Raw genomic sequence first — 17882 nt, 5'->3', positions numbered from 1 at the left:
TCAAGCCAATTTGGCGTATATAGAGCAACATTTGCAGTCGCACCAATATTAATTTTCCAATTCATACTGGGATATGTAATAAAAACCAGCATCGTCCAATAAGACTAACCAACACAAACAAAACACTGGTCTAAATGGACGATGTTTTAAGCAAACGAGCAACGCAGTATTGAGTAGGAAAATTATATAAATAAGCAGAGGTGGTGAGCGTTCATTACCTTGTTAGCAAGGCAAAATTAGGAGTAAGAGTTTTGAATCAGCAAACAACTAATCCAGAGAAAGCACAGGATTTACCGTTACCACTGGGACACTTTGTTACCCTAGAAAACGGCCTTAAATTACATTATTTAGAGCAAGGCCAAGGCCCTATTGTTATTTGGCTTCATGGTAGTGGCCCAGGTGCCAGTGGTTTTAGTAACTTTAAAGGCAATTATCCTGAATTTGCTGATGCGGGCTATCGTAATATTGTGCTCGACTTACCTGGTTTTGGTCGCTCAGATAAACCCGATGACGTTAATTACGATTTAGCTTTTTTTGTCACAGCACTTAATGGTTTTATAAACGCCCTTGATTTACCTAAGGTGACTTTATTAGGCAATTCTTTAGGCGGTGCTATTGCGCTGGGGCAAGCTCTCGATTATCCCGATACGGTAGAGCGCCTAATTTTAATGGCTCCGGGTGGTGTTGAAGAGCGCGAAACGTATTTTCAAATGGAAGGTATAGTGCGTATGGTAGAAGTATACAGCCGTGGCCCTATGGGTGTTAACCAAATGCGCGAAGTGATGTCGTTACAACTTTTTGATTCAGCTGTACTTTCTGATGATATATTAGCAGAGCGCGCTGCAGTGGCGGTTACTCAACCGGCTAATTTATTTAGCACTATGATGGTGCCAAACATGACCGAACGCCTTGGCGAGCTTAACTGCCCAGTGCTTGGCTTTTGGGGCACTAACGATAAATTTAATCCACATCAAGGCATGCATAAAATTTTGGATAACGTACCAACAGCGCGCTTTATTATGCTTAATCGTTGTGGTCATTGGGTACAAGTAGAACATCAACGCCTGTTTAACAGCAGCTGTATTGATTTTTTACAACACGGCTAATACAGCACCTCAAAAAACATAAATAATAAGAGGTAATAATCTATGTCACATTATCAGCACTTGCTTAAACCTGGGAAAGTAGGCGGACTAACGCTGCGTAACCGCATTATGATGGCGCCAATGGGCTCTAATTATGCTGACCCTGATGGCCATTGTAGTGAGCGTATTCAAGCTTTTTATGAAGCCAGAGCAAAAGGCGGTGTGGGCCTTATTACTATGGGATCTATTGCTATTGCGTTTCCCGCAGGAACTGCCGAACCTTATCAGGTGGGTATTTCTAAAGATGAGTTTATTCCTGGATTAAAAGCACTTACCGAGCGGGTGCATAAGCATGGTGCAAAAATTGCGGTGCAATTACAGCATGCTGGTAAAACGGCAGTACGCGATTTAGCCGAAGGCCGCGAGCTTTGGGTGCCTTCACTGCCCCCTGCGCCACCACAAAGCGATATTATGCAAGCGGTAACACCAACAGAATTAAGTACCTTTGTTAGACCTCCAGCAGATAAACCCATTACCATAAAAGTAATGGAAAAAGACGATATTGTCCAAATGGTGGAATGGTTTGCCGCAGCGGCAAAACGTGCTCAGCAAGCGGGTTTTGATGCTATTGAGCTGCACAGCGCGCACTCGTATATTTTGGCTGGCTTTTTATCGAGCTATTATAATAAACGTGATGATGAATATGGCGGCAGTATTGAAAACCGCGCACGTTTACTGCTAGAGGTAATAGCGGCAATACGCGAACGCGTAGGCCAAGATTTTCCATTGTGGGTACGCCTAGATGCGCACGAACTCAACACCCCTGGCGGTATTACCCTTGAGGACTGTATTGCAGTGAGCAAAATGGTTGAACAAGCGGGTGTAAATGCCGTTAGTATTTCTGCTTATGCCACCTTAACCACAGGCTCTGCATTTACCGCCGCGCCGCTAGTGCATAAACCAGCAGGCTTTTTAGATTGGGCTGCGGCAGTGAAGAAAGAAGTGTCTATACCGGTAATTGCCGTTGGCCGCTTAGAGCCCGATATTGCCGATGCTGCTATTGCCAGCGGTAAGTGTGATTTTATTGCAATGGGACGTAAATTATTAGCCGATCCCGAACTACCAAATAAACTCACCGCAGATAGTGAAGCCGACATTCGTCCCTGTATTTATTGCTATGTATGCGTAAGCCAAGTATTTATTAATCAGCGCGTTAAATGTGCTGTTAATGCCGCGACTGGTAAAGAATTTGAACTAAAAGTAATAATGACCGATAAGCCCAAACATATTGTGGTAATTGGTGGCGGGCCTGCTGGCATAGAAGCTGCTGTAACCGCCAGTGAACGAGGCCATAAAGTAACCTTGTTAGAGCGCAGTAAACGCTTAGGCGGCACATTATTTTTTGCAGCGCTGGCCTATCCCGAAAATGGCAAGTTACTCGACTACCATTTAAGGCAACTAGCCCAATCTAAGGTTACAGTAAAACTGAATACCACAGCGACTCCGAAATTAATTAGCACACTAAATGCCGATGAAGTGTTTGTAGCAACCGGCGCCAGCCGTGGCATGCCCGACATACAGGGTTGTGAGTTAAGCCACGTTTGGTCTGGCGAACAACTTAGACAGTTACTTACCGGCGAAGTAAGTACTAACACTAGCAATAAGCTAACCGCGCTACAGCGCTTAATGTTAGGAGCGGGCAACACCCTTGGCTTAACAAAACACGTAGATAAATTACAACGTTTATCGCATTTATGGATGCCACTTGGCAAGCGCGTCACTATTGTTGGCGGTGGCTTAGTGGGCTTAGAGCTGGCCGAGTTTTTAGCTGAGCGTGGCCGCGAAATTACCGTTATAGAAGCCGGACGTAACTTAGGCATCGAGCTGAGTATTGTTAGGCGCTGGCGGGTACTTGATCATGTTAGGCAATTAGGCGTTACTTTAATTACTCAGGCAGACGTTACCGCCATCGATACCCACGCTGTGCACTATAAAGTGGACGAGCAACCCCGCAGCTGCCTTGCCGATACCGTAGTAATGGCAACGGGTATTACCACTGATAATAGCTTAACAAACAGCTTAATTGCAGCTGGCCATACAGTAAAAGACATTGGTGATTGTAATAACGTTGCCTATATAGAGGGTGCAATTAGTGCCGGTTATAAAGCTGGCTTAAGCTGCTAATAGCCACTAATTACTAACTACTAACTACTAACACTTTTAACATAGGGGCACTCGCCCCTATTTTATTACCATAATTAAAGCTGCTGCCTTTTTATGGCTCAGCAATAATACTTACAACTATTTTAAAGCGAGAAACTAACAATGAAAAACGCTACACATTTAACCAATAAAGTCGCCTTAGTTACCGGTGCCGCACGGGGTATCGGTAGAGCAATATGCCAAGCACTGGTTGACTCTGGAGCCACTGTTATAGCCACTGATATTTTAACTGAAGAGCTTAACCAAATGGCGCAAGAGCTTGGCGACAAGGTTACGCCAATGACACACGATGTAACCGATGAGCTACAATGGCAGTCGATCGTATCAGCAACTTTAGAAAAGCACCAAAAAATAGATATTTTAGTTAATAATGCGGGGATTTTACTGTTCGCAACGCTCGAAACCACAGAGCCGCAGCAGTTTCGTAAATTAATCGATATTAATATTACCGGCACCTTTTTAGGCTTACATAGCGTGATCCCCTGCATGAAAAAAGCCGGCAGTGGCGCTATTGTTAATATTTCATCAGCCTCGTCTATTTTACCTAACAATGGCACAGGTGCGTATGCTGCAAGTAAATATGCAGTAAGAGGGTTAACTCGCACCGCAGCGCTTGAGCTAGGCCCGTTTGGTATACGTGTAAATAGTGTGCATCCTGGTGCTGTAAATACCCCCATGACTAACCCACAGGGGCTAAGTAGCGAAGAGCTGAACCCACGCTATAAATTTATTCCACAGCAACGTGGTTGTCAGCCTGAAGAAGTAGCCAATATGGTTAACTTTTTAGTCTCGGATCAGGCATCTTACTGTAATGGCACCGAAATGGTGGTAGATGGCGGCCTAACGGCTGGTCAATATTATTATGGTGTACCTGGCGCGCCAGCACAGTAATAGCGACCTTCAACGCGCATTAAGGCTCTCAGCGCATGTAAAAAAAACCAGCCAGCAGTGAATAACTGTTGGCTGGTTTTTTTATGTTTAACTCAAGATGAGTTTTAAGGCGCTAAAGCTGCAAACCGCGCTTGATGGTAATCGGCATCACCAAGGCACATTTGTGCTACGCGAATGCGCTTTAGGTAAAGACCAATGTCTAGCTCATCAGTAACCCCAATGCCGCCATGCATTTGCACCGCTTCACCGCTGATTAAATCGGCTACTTTTGATAGTTTCCATTTAGCTAAACTAGCGCTTGAGGCTAAATTTGCGTCAGCCTTATCTGCATCCGAAAGTGCGGCTATAACACAAGATTGAGCTAATTCTAATTCTACATAACAGCGTGCCGCACGATGTTGTAATGCCTGAAAAGTACCAATTTTTACACCAAATTGTTCACGTACCTTTAAGTATTCTATAGTCATATTAAACAGCGCTTTAATAGCACCAAGCATTTCAGCACTTAAACATAAACGACCTAAATCGAGTGCTTGTTGCAGTGCTTTTAAGCTATTGCCAGCATCGCCTAATAAGGCTTCTGCGGGTAGTTTTAAGTCATTAAAAGTAAGCTCGGCGTAATTGCGTGCATCGATAAGGTTAAGGCGCTTAACCTTTACTTGCTCACTAAATGGCACAATAAACACACTACAGCCAGCGTTATGCTGCGCCGCAACTATCCAGCCATCGGGGCTGACACCATCAATAACCATGGTTTTTTTACCATTTAACACAAAGCCATCTACCGCTGTTGTTGCCGTTGTTTGCATGCTGTCGGGATCGTGCCTTGCGTGTTCGTCAACCGCTAAGGCTAAGCGTTTTTCACCACTCATTATTGCTGTTAACCAGGTTTGCTGTTCTGCGTTGGCTAGTTGTTGTAATAATGAACCACACAGGGTTACCGACGATAACATTGGCGAAGCACTCAGGTGTTTACCCATAGCTTCAAATATTGCGCCCATTCCTTTATAACCAAAATCTAGGCCACCCAGCTCTTCGGGAAAAGTAATTGCTCCCCAACCTAGTTCCAGCATTTGTTGCCAAATTTTTTCATCAAAATTAACTGCGGTTGGCTTATCGCGTAATGCGCGCTGCGCTGCGACAGGGCTTTGCGCACTTAAAAACTCTTCTGCGGTATCTGCCAACATGCGATCGTCTTCGCTATATACCATACTCATCAGCTTACTCCTTTATTTTCAGGTAATTGCAATACACGCTTTGCTATCACGTTCAGCTGAACTTCTGAGGATCCGCCAGCTATGGTTTGCGAAAAACTATTTAGCCAAGCGCGAGTAATTGCTTGCTCTTGCTCGCTAAAGCTATCATCTTCCCAACCTAAACCTCGGTAACCCATTGCATCGAGTAATAATTCAAATTTAATTTTTTCTTGTTCGGTATGCACTAACTTCATAATCGACATTAAACCAAAACAGCTTTGCCCCGCTTGCATTTCTGCACCTAAGCGTTGCACCGTTAAGTTGTATGCCTGCTCTTCCATATTGGCTGCAACCGCCTTATTTAGAAGCGCGGCTTCACTTGCGCTGTGTGGCGCTGGCATGTAATCGCTCATTAGTGACATTAAGTCAAAGTGCGTGGGTAATTGAAACTCACCAAACTTAGACATTGCGCTGCGTTCGTGTTGCAGCAATTCTTTAGCCAATTTCCAGCCGCCATTGAGCTCACCTACAAGATTTTCTTTGGGTACGACTACATTATCGAAAAACACTTCACAAAAAGAAGATTTACCGCTAATTAAATCAATAGGTTTGGCTTGCACACCTTGGCTGTGCATATCGAGGAGTAATAAACTAATGCCTTGGTGTTTAGGGGCTTTAGCATCGGTGCGTACTAATGCGTACATCCAATCGGATTTGTCACCGTAAGAAGTCCAAATTTTACTACCATTAACTAAGTAATGATCGCCTTGATCAACTGCGCTGGTACGAATACTGGCCAAATCAGAGCCGGCGTTTGGCTCACTAAACCCTTGGCACCAACGTACTTCACCACGAGTCATTGGTGTTAAAAACTGTTGTTTTTGCAGCTCAGTTCCGTGCTCTAACAGCACAGGACCTAACATCCAAATACCTAAATTAATTTGTGGCGGGCGACACTTTAAACGGCGCATTTCACTTTCTAATACGCTGTTTTGCTGCGCAGTTAAACCACCACCACCGTACTGCGTTGGCCAACTAGGACAAAACCAATGTTTGTCGCGCATGCTATTAAACCACTGGCGTTGATCATCAAAAGTGAAGTTAACCTCACTCCCGCCCCAAATGAGCTCGCCATCAGGCGTTGGTGTACGCAGCGACATAGGGCAATTTGCCTCTAGCCAAGTGCGAACCTGCTGGCGAAATTCAGTTAACTCATTCATGCTGTTATCTCCTGTTAGCGCACTGCGCGTGGCATACCAATACCAAATTGGGCTATTAATTCTCGTTGTAACTCATTAGCACCACCACCAAAGGTTAAGGTAACCGAGGCACGTACTTCGTATTCCAGCTCACCCATTAAAAATGACGCGGCAGAATCATCGCGAACCATGCCATTCACTCCCACAATATCAATCAGCTTACGCAGTATTTCAATTGAGCATTCTGAGCCATATACTTTAGTAATTGACGCCAGAGCAATATCCATATGGCCTTTTTCTAAATCGGCGGCGATGCGAAAGTTAATTAAACGCATGGCTTCTAACTTAGCGTAACATTCAGCTAACGCTGCGCGCACCCACGGATTATTAGCAGCAGACTTGCCTTGCTCATCCGCGGTGTTAGCCCACAAATACACTCGGCGAAATAAGCCAACCACTTTATCAGACCACGAACCTAAACCTAAACGTTCATGGTTAAGTTGCGAAGTAATTAAACGCCAACCACCATTTAATTCACCCACCAGCATTTCTTGAGGTACTTTTACGTTGTCGTAATAAGTAGCCGCAGTTGGGTTTGAACACGTTGGAATAACTGTGCTGCTAAAGCCATCACTTTGGGTATCTAAAATCATAATAGAAATCCCCTTGTGACGCGCCAGCTCTTGATCGGTTCGTGCTGCTAACCAAATATAGTCGGCCGACTCAGCGCCTGAGGTCCATAGCTTATTGCCATTAACAATAAAGTTGTCGCCCTCTAGGCTGGCTTTGGTTTTTAAAGTGGCTAGATCAGAGCCCGCATTTGGCTCTGAATAACCAATGGCAAAATGAATTTCACCATTAGCAATACCAGGCAAAAACTTTTCTTTTTGTAACTCAGTACCGTATTCCATTAACGCAGGACCTACTGTGCTAATAGTAACAAATGGTAGGGGCGCGCCTGCAATATTGGCTTCTTCAAAAAAGATTAGCTGCTCGGTGGCTTGATAACCTTGGCCGCCGTGCTCTTTTGGCCAACCAACAGCTAACCAGCCGTCTTTACCCATTTGACGTACAACCTTACGGAAGTCTTCGCCGCCTTCACTGCCTCTTAGCTTTTGACGCAGTTCGGGTGTCATTAATTGCGAAAAGTAATCACGTACTTCTAGGCGTAACGCCCGTTGTTCTGGTGTTAAATCAATGAACATTTTGCACTCCTACTCTGCGCCTAAAATTAAGCCGCTGGTGGGTACACCAGTGCCTGCTGTAACGAGTACATTTTCAACATTATCAACTTGGTTTACTGCTGTACCACGCACTTGTCGTACTGCTTCGGCCACACCATTCATACCATGGATATAGGCTTCACCTAATTGTCCTCCGTGGGTATTAATAGGTAACTTACCACCACGTTGATGATGACCTGCGCGAATAAACTCTTTTGCTTTACCACGTTCCACAAACCCAAACTCTTCAAGTTGTGGCAATACAAAAGGGGTAAAGTGATCGTAAATAATCGCAGTTTGAAAATCATCTGGCCCTAGGCCCGATTGTGCATAAAGCTCTTTTGCTACTATGCCCATTTCGGGTAAACCGGTAATGTCGTCGCGATAATACGAGGTCATACTTTGCTGACCTTCGGCAATACCTTGCGAACCGGCTTTAATTACTACAGGTTTATTTTTTAGCGTTTTTGCACGCTCAACACTGGTAATTATCATTGCCACCGCACCATCAGATTCTTGACAACAATCAAGTAAATGTAGCGGTTCACAAATCCACTTAGACGCTTGGTGATCGGCCAAAGTAATTGGTTTTTCGTAAAAGAATGCCGCAGGGTTAGTTGCTGCGAAGTCACGTGCGGCAACCGCAACAAGACCAAAATCTTCTGATGTAGCGCCATACTCATGCATATAACGCTGTGCAAACATACCCACCCAACTTGCAGGTGTATGAAAACCATGGGGCATGTAATAACCGTAATTCACATTTTCAAAAATAGGGGTTGATGAAAAGCCATAATCGCCAGTACCAAAACGATACCAAGAACGCTCGTTCATCGCCCGATACACCACTACGGTTTTAGCCACACCACTGGCCACAGCCATTGCCGCATGCACTATAGGTGCACACGCTGCGCCGCCGCCATGAGGTATTTGTGAAAAAAACTTAACTTCTTTACAGCCTAATAAACGCGCAATTTCGTACTCTGGTACTTTATCAACTGAATAACTACTAAAGCCATCCACTTCACTGGGATCAATTCCCGCATCTTTTAAAGCTGCTAATGTTGCCTCCATGGCTAAACGTAATTCAGTACGCCCTGAATTTTTAGAAAACTCTGTGGCCCCCAGACCTACAATGGCAGCTTTACCACTAATTGACTCACTCATCTTGTCTCTCCTAAATTTTATGGCAATACCAATTGCACGGTACCTGTAACATGCATGCCGTATTTATTTTTGCCGGCTAAACCTACATCCACAGTGCGGGTTGTGGCATCGGTTGCGGTTACTTCGCCCATAAAGGTCATAACATCGCCTGGGTAATTAGGCATACCTAATTTAATATCAATATTTTTTAAGCGACTTTGTGGGCCGCTCCAGCCTTCTACATAGCTTTGCACTAAGCCATTAGTGGTTAAAATATTCATAAAAATATGTGGTGAGCCCAGCGCAATAGCGGCATCTTTATCGTGATGGCCTGGAAAAAAATCACGCGTTGCTAAAGCCCCATTAGAGATAAGTGCCACAGTAATTGGAATCGCTTTTTCAGGTAGCTTGTCACCTACGTTTATGTCGTTAAATTGCATTGTTTTCATCAAGGTCATATTTCCACCCCAGCTTATTATTTTCGGTTAAGGCATCGCCAAGTTTTGCCAATAATGCGGGACTCCCGCCCAAGTTTAGGCTAATAGCCCGGCTCCAATAGAGGTATCGGTAGATAACGTAACTAACATCTACACCAAAACCGCCATGCACATGTTGCGCTTTGTGACCAATAGAATGACCCGCTTCGCAGGCATGCCACGCTGTTGCTAACGCTTCGTGATCGCAGCCTAAGTTATTATCAAGGCGATAACACAACTGCCATACATTACTGCGTAATGCCTCAAGGGCAATTTTGGTATCGGCCATGGTCATTTGTACTGCTTGAAAGGTGCCTATAGCGCGACCAAACTGTTGGCGTTCACTAATATATTCAACGGTTTTTTTAATTTGCGCTTCACTAACACCTAACTGTAATGATGCCAAAGAGGCGAATATTCTTGGTACTAACCAGTCATTAGCTTTGCTATCGAGTAACGCTGCATTACTTACAAGCAGGTTATTTAGTTGTAAGTCTGCAACTTCTTCGCCTTGGGTCATCTGCCCTTTAACTAGGGTTAAACCTGGCGCTGTTGTTGCCACTAGTGCCCAGCGTATTTGCTCATCAAGGGTTAGTGGTAGTAAAACAAAGTCAGCGAGTCCTGCAACTGCCACCGACTGCACTAAGCCATTAATGCTTAAGCCGTCATTCGTTTTTTCTACGTTGAGCGTCGCTTCGCTGTGGGTATTTACTAAGTTAAATGCCAGCGTTAATAGGTTTGTGCCCTCAGCCGCAGCTTGTGCAACTGTTTGCAGCTCTGCACCCGCAAACTTTGCAATGGCAGTAGCCACCAGCTGATGCCGCCACAAAGGAACTTGCCCTAACGCCCCGCCTTGCGCCTGTAATACTAAGCTCAGTTCGGTCATACCTAAATCAATCCCGCCTATTGCTTCGGGAATAATTACCCCGTGCAGCCCGGTTTCTATACACGAGTACCATAACTGTGTCATGGTACCTTGGCCTGCTTCGTCATAGTCACGCAGAAAGTCATCGGTACAGGTATCGGTAAATAAGCTATTGGCCATTTCTGCAATGGCTGATTGCTCTTCGCTTAAATTAAAATCCATTACGACTCCTTAGTTGGAACAAGTCTAAATTGTGGCAAGGTCAGCTCACCATCAAATGTGTGATATTCGACTTGCACTTTTTGGCCAATTTTAGGAGCTACACCTTCTTCAACTCCGATTAAGCCTGCTGGAATACGTACACCTTCTTCAAGCTCAATCAAACCAATAGGATTTGGGCTATCAAATGGGGCTACATGTGGGTAGTGCATTATCACAAATGAATACAGCTCCCCCTTACCACTAGCTACTTGGTAATCAAGTTCAAACGAATGGCAATGCATGCACACAGGTGCTGGTGGGTGTTGTAATTTGTCGCAGCTTATACAATGTTGAATACGCAGCTCTTGCTCGCCAAATCCTTCCCAAAAGAAGCGATTATCGTCGCTGATCCCAGGCTTAGGACGCTTTCTAGCTGGTGCTTCTTTAGCGGGCGCTGTTTGCTCAGGCCTTTGCGCTGGTTTAAACTTAATGACTCTAAACATCATGTCGCCTACTTTTTCGTCGGCTTCACCATTGGTTTTTTCTGAGAAATAAGTCATTTTTAAGGTAACAAAAAAGCCGGTGCCCAGTGCGGTGGTTTTTTCTTCACTGATGCTATCGAGTACTGTGGTGTAATAAAGCTTTTCACCCATAGTAATGTAGCGGTCAAACGTTAGGTTAGAATTAACTGCCACGACCGCTGGGTAGCCATTTTTTTCAAGTATTTCGAGTACGCCATACGGGTTTTCGGTAGTTGAACCTGGTGCTAAAATTTTGTCACCAAAGCCCGCTAAACACCAACTTTGTAACATTGCTGGTGGTGCTACTAGTTGCCCATACTCGGTTGTTGCCGCGTAGTCTGCATCGGTGTAAAGTGGGTTTTCTACCCCCATAATTTCACACCACTGACGTACCATAGCTTCATTAACCTTGTCCCACGCATAGATACGACCATATTGTCGCCCTATCATCGCTTCTATTTCTGCAAACCATTCATATTTAGCCAATGTTCGTCTCCTGCATTTATCAAGATAAATTCTAAAAATTAAAATTATTAATTATTTAGTTAGTTTCGCTAGCACTAAGAAAAGCGGGCATTTCACCGCCGCCATTTAGCAGTAAATTACAGCCACTTGCATAACTTGCTTCTGCTGAAGCTAAAAACAAACAAGCGTTAGCAATATCATCTGGTTGCGCCATACGCCCTGCTGGAATTGTTGCGCTTACTGCGGCAATTCCGGCCTCATCACCGTAATGTAGGTGTGAGTTTTCGGTATGTACTAACCCTGGGCTTACCGCCACAACACGCACTTTAGGTGCCCACTCTACTGCAAGTGATTTTACTAAAGATAAAATACCCGCTTTAGCAGCGCCATAAGCCGCCGTACCTGGTGAAGCTCGCATGGCACTAATACTGCCTATAAAAATAATGCAGCCACTGTTATTTGCTTGCATTATTTCGTTTGCTTGCTGTGCTACGTTTAACGGTGCAATTAAATTAAGCTTAAGAATAGCCTCATGAAAACGAGGAGATGCTTTATCGGCCAAAGCAAATGGACTGCCGCCCGCATTATTAATGAGTACATCAAGCGTGCCATATTCTTTTACTATGGTGCTAAACATGGCTGCAGTACTATCAATATCTTTCACATCTGCTTGAATAAAGTGTGCCTGACGAGTTTTTCCATCAAGGATTACCTGTGGTAGCTGCTCTACTTGTTCACGACCACACACTACTACTTTAGCGCCTGCCGACAAGAAACCTTGTGCTATACCAAGGCCAATGCCTTTAGTACCGCCGGTTATGAGTACCACTTTATCTTTATAGTTTTTACTCGCATGCATAATTAAGCCTTGTCATAAAATAATTCCATAAAAACAGTGTACAGGCAGTATTAGATAACCAGCTTCGTCTAAATGGACGATGCTGTGTTTAGCGACAACAAGTGACAATAACAACATAGAAATTTTACTGTGCGTTGCCTAGCAATGTTTTGGAGTAATGAATGACAGATACAAACGAGCCTAGCGTTTTACTAAGTTTCCCTGAGCCTGGCGTGGCCGAGTTAACGTTAAACCGACCCAGTGCCACCAATGCATTAAGCTTAGAGCTGCAAACATTACTATCTAAGTACTTTACTGAGCTGGCAAACAATAAAGACATTCGCTGTATTTTATTAACCGGTGGCGACAAAGTATTTGCTGCAGGCGGCGACATTACTAGCTTAATAGATGCAGACCCAATTGAGATTTACCAGCGCCATACAGAACGCCTATGGGCACCTATTGAGCAATGCCCAATTCCTGTAGTTGCTGCAGTAAATGGCTACGCGTATGGCGGTGGCTGTGAACTGGCCATGTTGGCCGACATTATTATTGCCGGTAAAGGCGCAAGTTTTTGTCAGCCCGAAATAGCCATTGGCATTATGCCAGGTATTGGTGGCACGCAGCGTTTAGTACGTGCAGTAGGTAAAGCTAAAGCAATGCAAATGGCGCTTACAGGCAAGCCTATTAGTGCTTACGATGCTTGGGTAGGCGGACTGGTAAGTGAGCTGTGCGAAGATGACGATGTATATAAACAGGCACTAGCAAATTGTCGTCGCATAGCACGTATGCCTCCGCTAGCGGCAGAGCAAATAAAAGAAGTTATTTTAGCAGGAATGGACGCTCCACTTGCCAGTGCTATGGCGCTGGAGCGCAAAGCAAATGCGTTATTATTTGCATCAAAAGATCAACGTGAAGGTATGGAGGCGTTTTTACAAAAACGCCATCCTGTATTTAGCGGAAAGTAAGGGTAATAGTCATTAATTTAAATTAATTAACACTCCCCTTTGTTAATTTTAGCCAGCATTTAGCTGGCTTTTTTTTGCCGACTCGTTTTTACTTTAAGTTAAGACAGGAATCGTTTGTAATAAAGTTTACAAGCTATTTCTGTCGTCGTAGCCCAGCGCAGCGACACTATTTAAAAACAATCTAACTAACTCTGTTTGCCTGCGTACACCGGTTTTAGAAAATATAGAACGTAAGTGAGCACGCGCTGTGTTACGGCGAATATTTAGCTCTTCAGCAGCTTCTTCTAACGATAAACCATTAGTTAACTGCAGTGATAGCGCAGTTTCTGCCGGCGTTAAACCAAATAGCTTTTTCGATATTTCAATACTGGTGGTCGATTTACCTACCGCATCGCGAATGTAAATTACGGCCTTGTTTTGCCCTTTACCTTCAGCCCAACCTAATGAGGGAATAACTTCAATTACTACACCAAGAGCTATTTCGCCTGATGGACGAGTAATCGACATTGCCTCTGGCATAGTTTGCTTGCCATCAGCATTAGCAAACGTTGCTTTAATTAAGCGTTTCAACTCGCGATTATCACTGTTATCTTGCGCGGTTAGTTTACCACCAATTATTTTAAGCCCGTCTTCGGCGTCGAGTATATGGCTAGCAAATACGTTTTTATCGAGTACTTTGCCATGCTCATCAATAGTAATAGTAGCAATAGACAAACGACCAATAGCACGAGAATATAACGAGCCTAAAGAGGCACTACTATTGAGTTGTAAAAAGGTAGTAATTGCGCGTCTAAAATGCGGGATAAGTAACTCTACAAACGCTTTATCAGCTTGAGAAAAATCTTCTTGTGCATCGGTTCGCGTAACCCTAAACCTTAAATGACCAACATTAGGAGTACTAATATCGGCAGTGAGTACATGGTAAATGTTATTTTTTTCGCACCAGTGTTCTCTATATGATGAATTTTTCCATTCGTTTTCATCCATAAAATCCGCAACAGTTAACACTGTATCAAGTGGTTGATCAGCAAAAGGGGTTAATTTATATTGATAGGGTAAATGCTGAACGGTGTCCCCTTCTTCTAAACCTTCACCTACTGCGATCATTAATCCTAAATCGTCTTCCTCGGGAACTTTTAATATTAAGGTGACATAGTTTGCTTGAAGTATGCTTTGGATTAGCTTAAGAGGGATATTCCAACTTGAAGAACTGGTATCTGCCGACGCTTCGTATAATGCATTTATTAATTCATTATATGCATCGAGACTTATATCTAATTGTGCCATTTTTCAACCTATAGTTATTTTTTTTGATTAAAACTTGAAAATAAAACAAAAAAATAAGCATGCTATATTATTAATTTATACTGCTATTTAATATTTCACTTACTCCACTATCACCGTTATTAGCAAGGTTTGCAAGTGACTCTTTGATTATCATTTAGTCTAATTAAAGTAATATTAATCTATTTTAACGATTAAGTTTATTGTATGAAAACTATGACAAATGATGAAATGAAGCTATTGAGTGTTGCAGCACATATTATGTTGCAACACTCAATAACAGTACTTTATTATGCGTTTGGATAATCGGTGTAGCCTGCCGCACCTGGGGTATAAAGTGTTTCACGTTTAAACTTTGCCAGCGGTAATTGCGCTGCAAAACGAGTTACTAAATCAGGGTTAGCAACATAGTGACGAGCAAATGAAACCGCTTCTGCTTGGTTTGAAGTAACCGCCTCAGCAGCAGACTCGCCATCAAAGCCATCATTAATGATCAGAGCGCCTTTAAATGCTTCTCTGCCCATTTTAAAGGCGTCGATATCGGCTGTCGGCGCACGCATAATATGCAAATAAGCAAGATCTAAATCGGCCACCGCATGCAGCAAGGCCAAATGACTTTCTGCTGGGTTTTCATCTTTGGTATCGTTAAAGCGGTTTCCCGGATTCATCCGCAAACCAACTCGCCCTGCGCCAAATACCGTCGCCATAGCTCGTATACATTCACTAGCAAATTTAGCGCGTGCTTGAGCGCTACCACCAAACTCGTCGTTGCGTTGGTTTGAATCAGAACACAAAAATTGCATAGGTAAGTAGCCACTGGTGCAATGCAGTTCAACACCATCAAAACCAGCTTCTTTTGCATTTTCGGCAGCTTGGCGATGCTCATCTATTACTTGCCACACTTGCTCTGTAGTTAAGGCCTCAGGCATATCAAATGGCTGCATACCCGCACTGTCGGTATACACTTCGCCACGAGCTTTTATCGCTGAAGGAGCAACAGTAGCTACATCACTACCTTTAATATGGTGCGAGCCAATACGCCCTGCATGCATAATTTGCAGCACTATTTTACCGCCCGCCTGATGTACTGCATCGGTTACCTCGCGCCATGCTTGAATTTGCTTTGGCGTTTCTATTCCCGGTTGGCGATTGTACGCTTGCCCTGTAACAACAGGCCACGAGCCTTCAGCTACAATCAGCCCAGCACTTGCTCGCTGTGTATAATAGTCACGCATTATGCTATTAGGTGTACCATCTGCATCAGCGCGATTACGCGTCATTGGCGCCATTATTACTCGGTTTGCTATTTCTATATCACCCAATTTGCATGGGGTTAATAGTGGGTTATTTGTGGTCATACAATGTCCTTAATCTAAAGCGGTTACCAATACTGCTGCGCGGCCACCATCAACAGGTAAAGAAGCCCCTGTTATATAAGATGCGTCATCGCTGGCTAAAAAGACAATTGCACTGGCTAACTCATCGGCGCGGCCAACACGACCCATAGGAATAAGCCTGTTGGTATTATTTAGCATACCCTCGTCACTTAACATACCTGCCGTAGCCGGGGTTTCTACTACTGCGGGTACTACCACATTAACGCGAATGTTATGCGCTGCACCTTCTGCCGCAGCCGCACGTGAAAAATTAACTACCGCCGCTTTAGAGGCGCTATATCCGGCCATCATCGGCGTACCTAATTCACCACAAATAGATGAAATATTAACAATAGCACCGCCTTTTTCTTTCATTAATTGCATTGCCGTTCGGGTGCCCCAAAATGTACCATCGACCGAGGTTGTAAAGTTGCTATGCCACTGTTCGGTGCTCATATCTTCAATTGCCCCATACGTAAAGGCCATGGCATTATTAACTAAAATATCGAGGCTGCCATATTGCTCCGCCGTTTGCTCAAGTGCTGTAACAAATGCTTGCTCGTTGCTTACATCGGCTTGTACTGCATGAGCGTTACCGCCTTGCTGGCGAATAGTCGCTACTACTTCGTCTAATGGTGCTTTATTGCGACCACAAATAATTACTGTGGCGCCCTCTTGTGCAAGTCGCTGTGCAGTAGCTGCACCAATTCCGCTGCCACCACCTGTTACGAAAGCGACTTTATCTTTAAAACGAGATTGCATGAGAAATTCCTTATATCGGAAACGTGCAAACAATGTTGCACTGAGTGAATGAGTGATAACGCGTTGCGTTACTGATATTAATATTAAGTGTTAGGTATATTTGAGCTTAAGCTCACTGGTTAAAGGCACTGCTTGGCAACTTAGCGTTAAGTTGTTTGCTAAATCTTTTTCATCGAGCACATCATTATTATTAAGTTTTACTTGCCCTGACACCACTTCACACATACACGAGGCACACATGCCCTCGCGACAAGAGTAGGGTAATTCAATACCTATTTTTTCAGCTGCATCAAGCACGGTTTGTCCGCTCTCACAAGCAATAACATAATGTTCGCCATCAAGTTCAAGCTGTATTGTTGCCGCTGGCATATTTGCTTCATCAACAACAAGTTCTGCGATATTGTCTTGAATCGGTGTTTTTAATGAATTGGCTGGTACCGGTTTTGTTGTGATTTTTGGCACTGCACTAGAAAAGCGTTCAATATGGATACGACTAGCAGGAAATTTAGCGGCTTTAACGGCCAATTCCATTGCATCCATAAATGGCCCAGGGCCACAAATAAAAGCACGTCCTTGTTGCATACCATCGGCTAACGAAGTTAACAGTGATAATGAAGGAATGCCTTGTAACGAATCTAATAAATGAATCACTTCAAGACGCTCTGGGTACTGCGCCGATAATGCCTTAAATGTTTGCTGAAATATAACCGAGGCTTCATCGCGATTAGCGTATATAACCCGCACCTTTCCGGTGCCATTAATTAACACATGTCGCAAAATAGACAGCACAGGAGTAACACCACTGCCCCCTGCACATAACAAATGATCTTCCGCTAAATCTTTTGGCACAAACAGCCCAGCAGGTTGCATCACTTCTATGTTGCTACCCGCTTTAAGATTATCGCAAATCCAGTTTGAACCTCGCCCGTCTGCTACACGCTTAACCGTGACACGTAATCCTGTATCTTGGCTTGGCGTGCTCGACATAGAGTAACAACGCATCAAAAACGCCCCTTCATAAGGGAGTTTAAGGGTCAAAAATTGACCCGGCTGATAGTCAAATTGCTCGGTTAACGATGCTGGTACGTCAAATACAATAGAGTTCGCATCAGCGGTTTCTTGTATTACTTCAGCAATAGTTAAATTATGATAACGAGACATAG

General features: G+C 43.9%; 16 protein-coding genes. 4 read left to right on the top strand and 12 right to left on the bottom strand.

All coding sequences use genetic code 11. The features are described from left to right. The first annotated feature begins 251 nt into the window (after positions 1-251). The 3 genes from AAEZ18_RS02960 (at position 252) to AAEZ18_RS02950 (ending at position 4199) form a co-directional block, all read left to right on the top strand. On the top strand, positions 252-1106 hold the full coding sequence (locus AAEZ18_RS02960) for an alpha/beta fold hydrolase (RefSeq protein ID WP_041454366.1): 855 nt from the start codon (positions 252-254) through the stop codon (positions 1104-1106). A 42-nt stretch (positions 1107-1148) separates the two neighbouring features. Next, positions 1149-3269 (top strand): NAD(P)/FAD-dependent oxidoreductase, encoded by a 2121-nt coding sequence (locus AAEZ18_RS02955; RefSeq protein ID WP_350593848.1) that lies wholly within the window; start codon positions 1149-1151, stop codon positions 3267-3269. Positions 3270-3410: 141 nt separating this feature from the next. Continuing rightward, entirely contained in the window at positions 3411-4199 is a 789-nt protein-coding gene (locus AAEZ18_RS02950) for an SDR family NAD(P)-dependent oxidoreductase (protein ID WP_011327584.1), read from the top strand. Between the two features lie 104 nt (positions 4200-4303). Here AAEZ18_RS02950 and AAEZ18_RS02945 read toward each other — a convergent pair whose 3' ends face one another. From AAEZ18_RS02945 to AAEZ18_RS02910, 8 genes are read right to left on the bottom strand one after another with little or no spacing between them, the layout of a single operon-like run. Next, on the bottom strand, positions 4304-5416 hold the full coding sequence (locus AAEZ18_RS02945) for an acyl-CoA dehydrogenase family protein (RefSeq protein ID WP_197107685.1): 1113 nt from the start codon (positions 5414-5416) through the stop codon (positions 4304-4306). Continuing rightward, positions 5416-6615: an acyl-CoA dehydrogenase family protein gene (locus tag AAEZ18_RS02940; protein WP_350593851.1), complete on the bottom strand. Its 1200-nt coding sequence runs from the start codon at positions 6613-6615 to the stop codon at positions 5416-5418. Before AAEZ18_RS02940 ends, AAEZ18_RS02945 begins: the two co-directional genes overlap by 1 nt. A 14-nt stretch (positions 6616-6629) precedes the next feature. Then, positions 6630-7799: an acyl-CoA dehydrogenase family protein gene (locus tag AAEZ18_RS02935; protein ID WP_350593853.1), complete on the bottom strand. Its 1170-nt coding sequence runs from the start codon at positions 7797-7799 to the stop codon at positions 6630-6632. Positions 7800-7808: 9 nt separating this feature from the next. Beyond that, positions 7809-8984 carry a lipid-transfer protein gene (locus AAEZ18_RS02930; RefSeq protein ID WP_011327580.1) on the bottom strand — a complete coding sequence of 392 codons (1176 nt, stop codon included), beginning with the start codon at positions 8982-8984 and terminating at the stop codon, positions 7809-7811. Between the two features lie 17 nt (positions 8985-9001). Further along, positions 9002-9412, bottom strand: coding sequence for a MaoC family dehydratase (locus AAEZ18_RS02925; protein ID WP_231617931.1), 411 nt, complete (start codon positions 9410-9412; stop codon positions 9002-9004). Further along, positions 9393-10526 carry an acyl-CoA dehydrogenase family protein gene (locus AAEZ18_RS02920; protein ID WP_350593855.1) on the bottom strand — a complete coding sequence of 378 codons (1134 nt, stop codon included), beginning with the start codon at positions 10524-10526 and terminating at the stop codon, positions 9393-9395. Before AAEZ18_RS02920 ends, AAEZ18_RS02925 begins: the two co-directional genes overlap by 20 nt. Beyond that, on the bottom strand, positions 10526-11512 hold the full coding sequence (locus tag AAEZ18_RS02915) for an OB-fold domain-containing protein (RefSeq protein ID WP_041454365.1): 987 nt from the start codon (positions 11510-11512) through the stop codon (positions 10526-10528). The genes AAEZ18_RS02920 and AAEZ18_RS02915 overlap by 1 nt, the downstream gene beginning before the upstream one ends. Positions 11513-11567: 55 nt before the next feature. After that, on the bottom strand, positions 11568-12350 hold the full coding sequence (locus AAEZ18_RS02910) for an SDR family oxidoreductase (protein WP_011327576.1): 783 nt from the start codon (positions 12348-12350) through the stop codon (positions 11568-11570). 161 nt (positions 12351-12511) lie between these two features. Here AAEZ18_RS02910 and AAEZ18_RS02905 point away from each other — a divergent pair, with 161 nt between their 5' ends. Continuing rightward, on the top strand, positions 12512-13297 hold the full coding sequence (locus tag AAEZ18_RS02905; protein WP_011327575.1) for an enoyl-CoA hydratase: 786 nt from the start codon (positions 12512-12514) through the stop codon (positions 13295-13297). A 126-nt stretch (positions 13298-13423) separates the two neighbouring features. Here the strand turns inward: AAEZ18_RS02905 and AAEZ18_RS02900 are convergent, their stop codons facing one another. The 4 genes from AAEZ18_RS02900 to AAEZ18_RS02885 form a co-directional block, all read right to left on the bottom strand. Beyond that, entirely contained in the window at positions 13424-14584 is a 1161-nt protein-coding gene (locus tag AAEZ18_RS02900) for a helix-turn-helix transcriptional regulator (RefSeq protein ID WP_011327574.1), read from the bottom strand. Positions 14585-14871: 287 nt separating this feature from the next. Beyond that, positions 14872-15939, bottom strand: coding sequence for an alkene reductase (locus AAEZ18_RS02895; RefSeq protein ID WP_350593857.1), 1068 nt, complete (start codon positions 15937-15939; stop codon positions 14872-14874). 9 nt (positions 15940-15948) lie between these two features. Then, positions 15949-16719 carry an SDR family NAD(P)-dependent oxidoreductase gene (locus tag AAEZ18_RS02890; RefSeq protein WP_352254943.1) on the bottom strand — a complete coding sequence of 257 codons (771 nt, stop codon included), beginning with the start codon at positions 16717-16719 and terminating at the stop codon, positions 15949-15951. Between the two features lie 90 nt (positions 16720-16809). Then, positions 16810-17880, bottom strand: a complete 1071-nt coding sequence (locus AAEZ18_RS02885) for a ferredoxin--NADP reductase (RefSeq protein ID WP_089367905.1) — start codon at positions 17878-17880, stop codon at positions 16810-16812. Between the last annotated feature and the right edge of the window lie 2 nt (positions 17881-17882).

The sequence above is a fragment of the Pseudoalteromonas sp. 19-MNA-CIBAN-0066 genome (assembly GCF_040308705.1).
GTDB lineage: Bacteria > Pseudomonadota > Gammaproteobacteria > Enterobacterales > Alteromonadaceae > Pseudoalteromonas > Pseudoalteromonas nigrifaciens.
The sequence above is the reverse complement of the archived record's forward strand: the minus strand, read 5'-3'. Positions and strand labels throughout refer to the sequence as shown.

Excerpts from the sequence above, each read along its gene's own strand:
- AAEZ18_RS02925 (WP_231617931.1), bottom strand. The coding sequence starts at position 9,412 with ATGAAAACAATGCAATTTAACGACATAAACGTAGGTGACAAGCTACCT.
- AAEZ18_RS02905 (WP_011327575.1), top strand. The coding sequence starts at position 12,512 with ATGACAGATACAAACGAGCCTAGCGTTTTACTAAGTTTCCCTGAGCCT.
- AAEZ18_RS02900 (WP_011327574.1), bottom strand. The coding sequence starts at position 14,584 with ATGGCACAATTAGATATAAGTCTCGATGCATATAATGAATTAATAAAT.
- AAEZ18_RS02885 (WP_089367905.1), bottom strand. The coding sequence starts at position 17,880 with ATGTCTCGTTATCATAATTTAACTATTGCTGAAGTAATACAAGAAACC.
- AAEZ18_RS02950 (WP_011327584.1), top strand. The coding sequence starts at position 3,411 with ATGAAAAACGCTACACATTTAACCAATAAAGTCGCCTTAGTTACCGGT.
- AAEZ18_RS02930 (WP_011327580.1), bottom strand. The coding sequence starts at position 8,984 with ATGAGTGAGTCAATTAGTGGTAAAGCTGCCATTGTAGGTCTGGGGGCC.
- AAEZ18_RS02935 (WP_350593853.1), bottom strand. The coding sequence starts at position 7,799 with ATGTTCATTGATTTAACACCAGAACAACGGGCGTTACGCCTAGAAGTA.
- AAEZ18_RS02945 (WP_197107685.1), bottom strand. The coding sequence starts at position 5,416 with ATGAGTATGGTATATAGCGAAGACGATCGCATGTTGGCAGATACCGCA.
- AAEZ18_RS02955 (WP_350593848.1), top strand. The coding sequence starts at position 1,149 with ATGTCACATTATCAGCACTTGCTTAAACCTGGGAAAGTAGGCGGACTA.
- AAEZ18_RS02910 (WP_011327576.1), bottom strand. The coding sequence starts at position 12,350 with ATGCATGCGAGTAAAAACTATAAAGATAAAGTGGTACTCATAACCGGC.
- AAEZ18_RS02895 (WP_350593857.1), bottom strand. The coding sequence starts at position 15,939 with ATGACCACAAATAACCCACTATTAACCCCATGCAAATTGGGTGATATA.
- AAEZ18_RS02920 (WP_350593855.1), bottom strand. The coding sequence starts at position 10,526 with ATGGATTTTAATTTAAGCGAAGAGCAATCAGCCATTGCAGAAATGGCC.
- AAEZ18_RS02890 (WP_352254943.1), bottom strand. The coding sequence starts at position 16,719 with ATGCAATCTCGTTTTAAAGATAAAGTCGCTTTCGTAACAGGTGGTGGC.
- AAEZ18_RS02940 (WP_350593851.1), bottom strand. The coding sequence starts at position 6,615 with ATGAATGAGTTAACTGAATTTCGCCAGCAGGTTCGCACTTGGCTAGAG.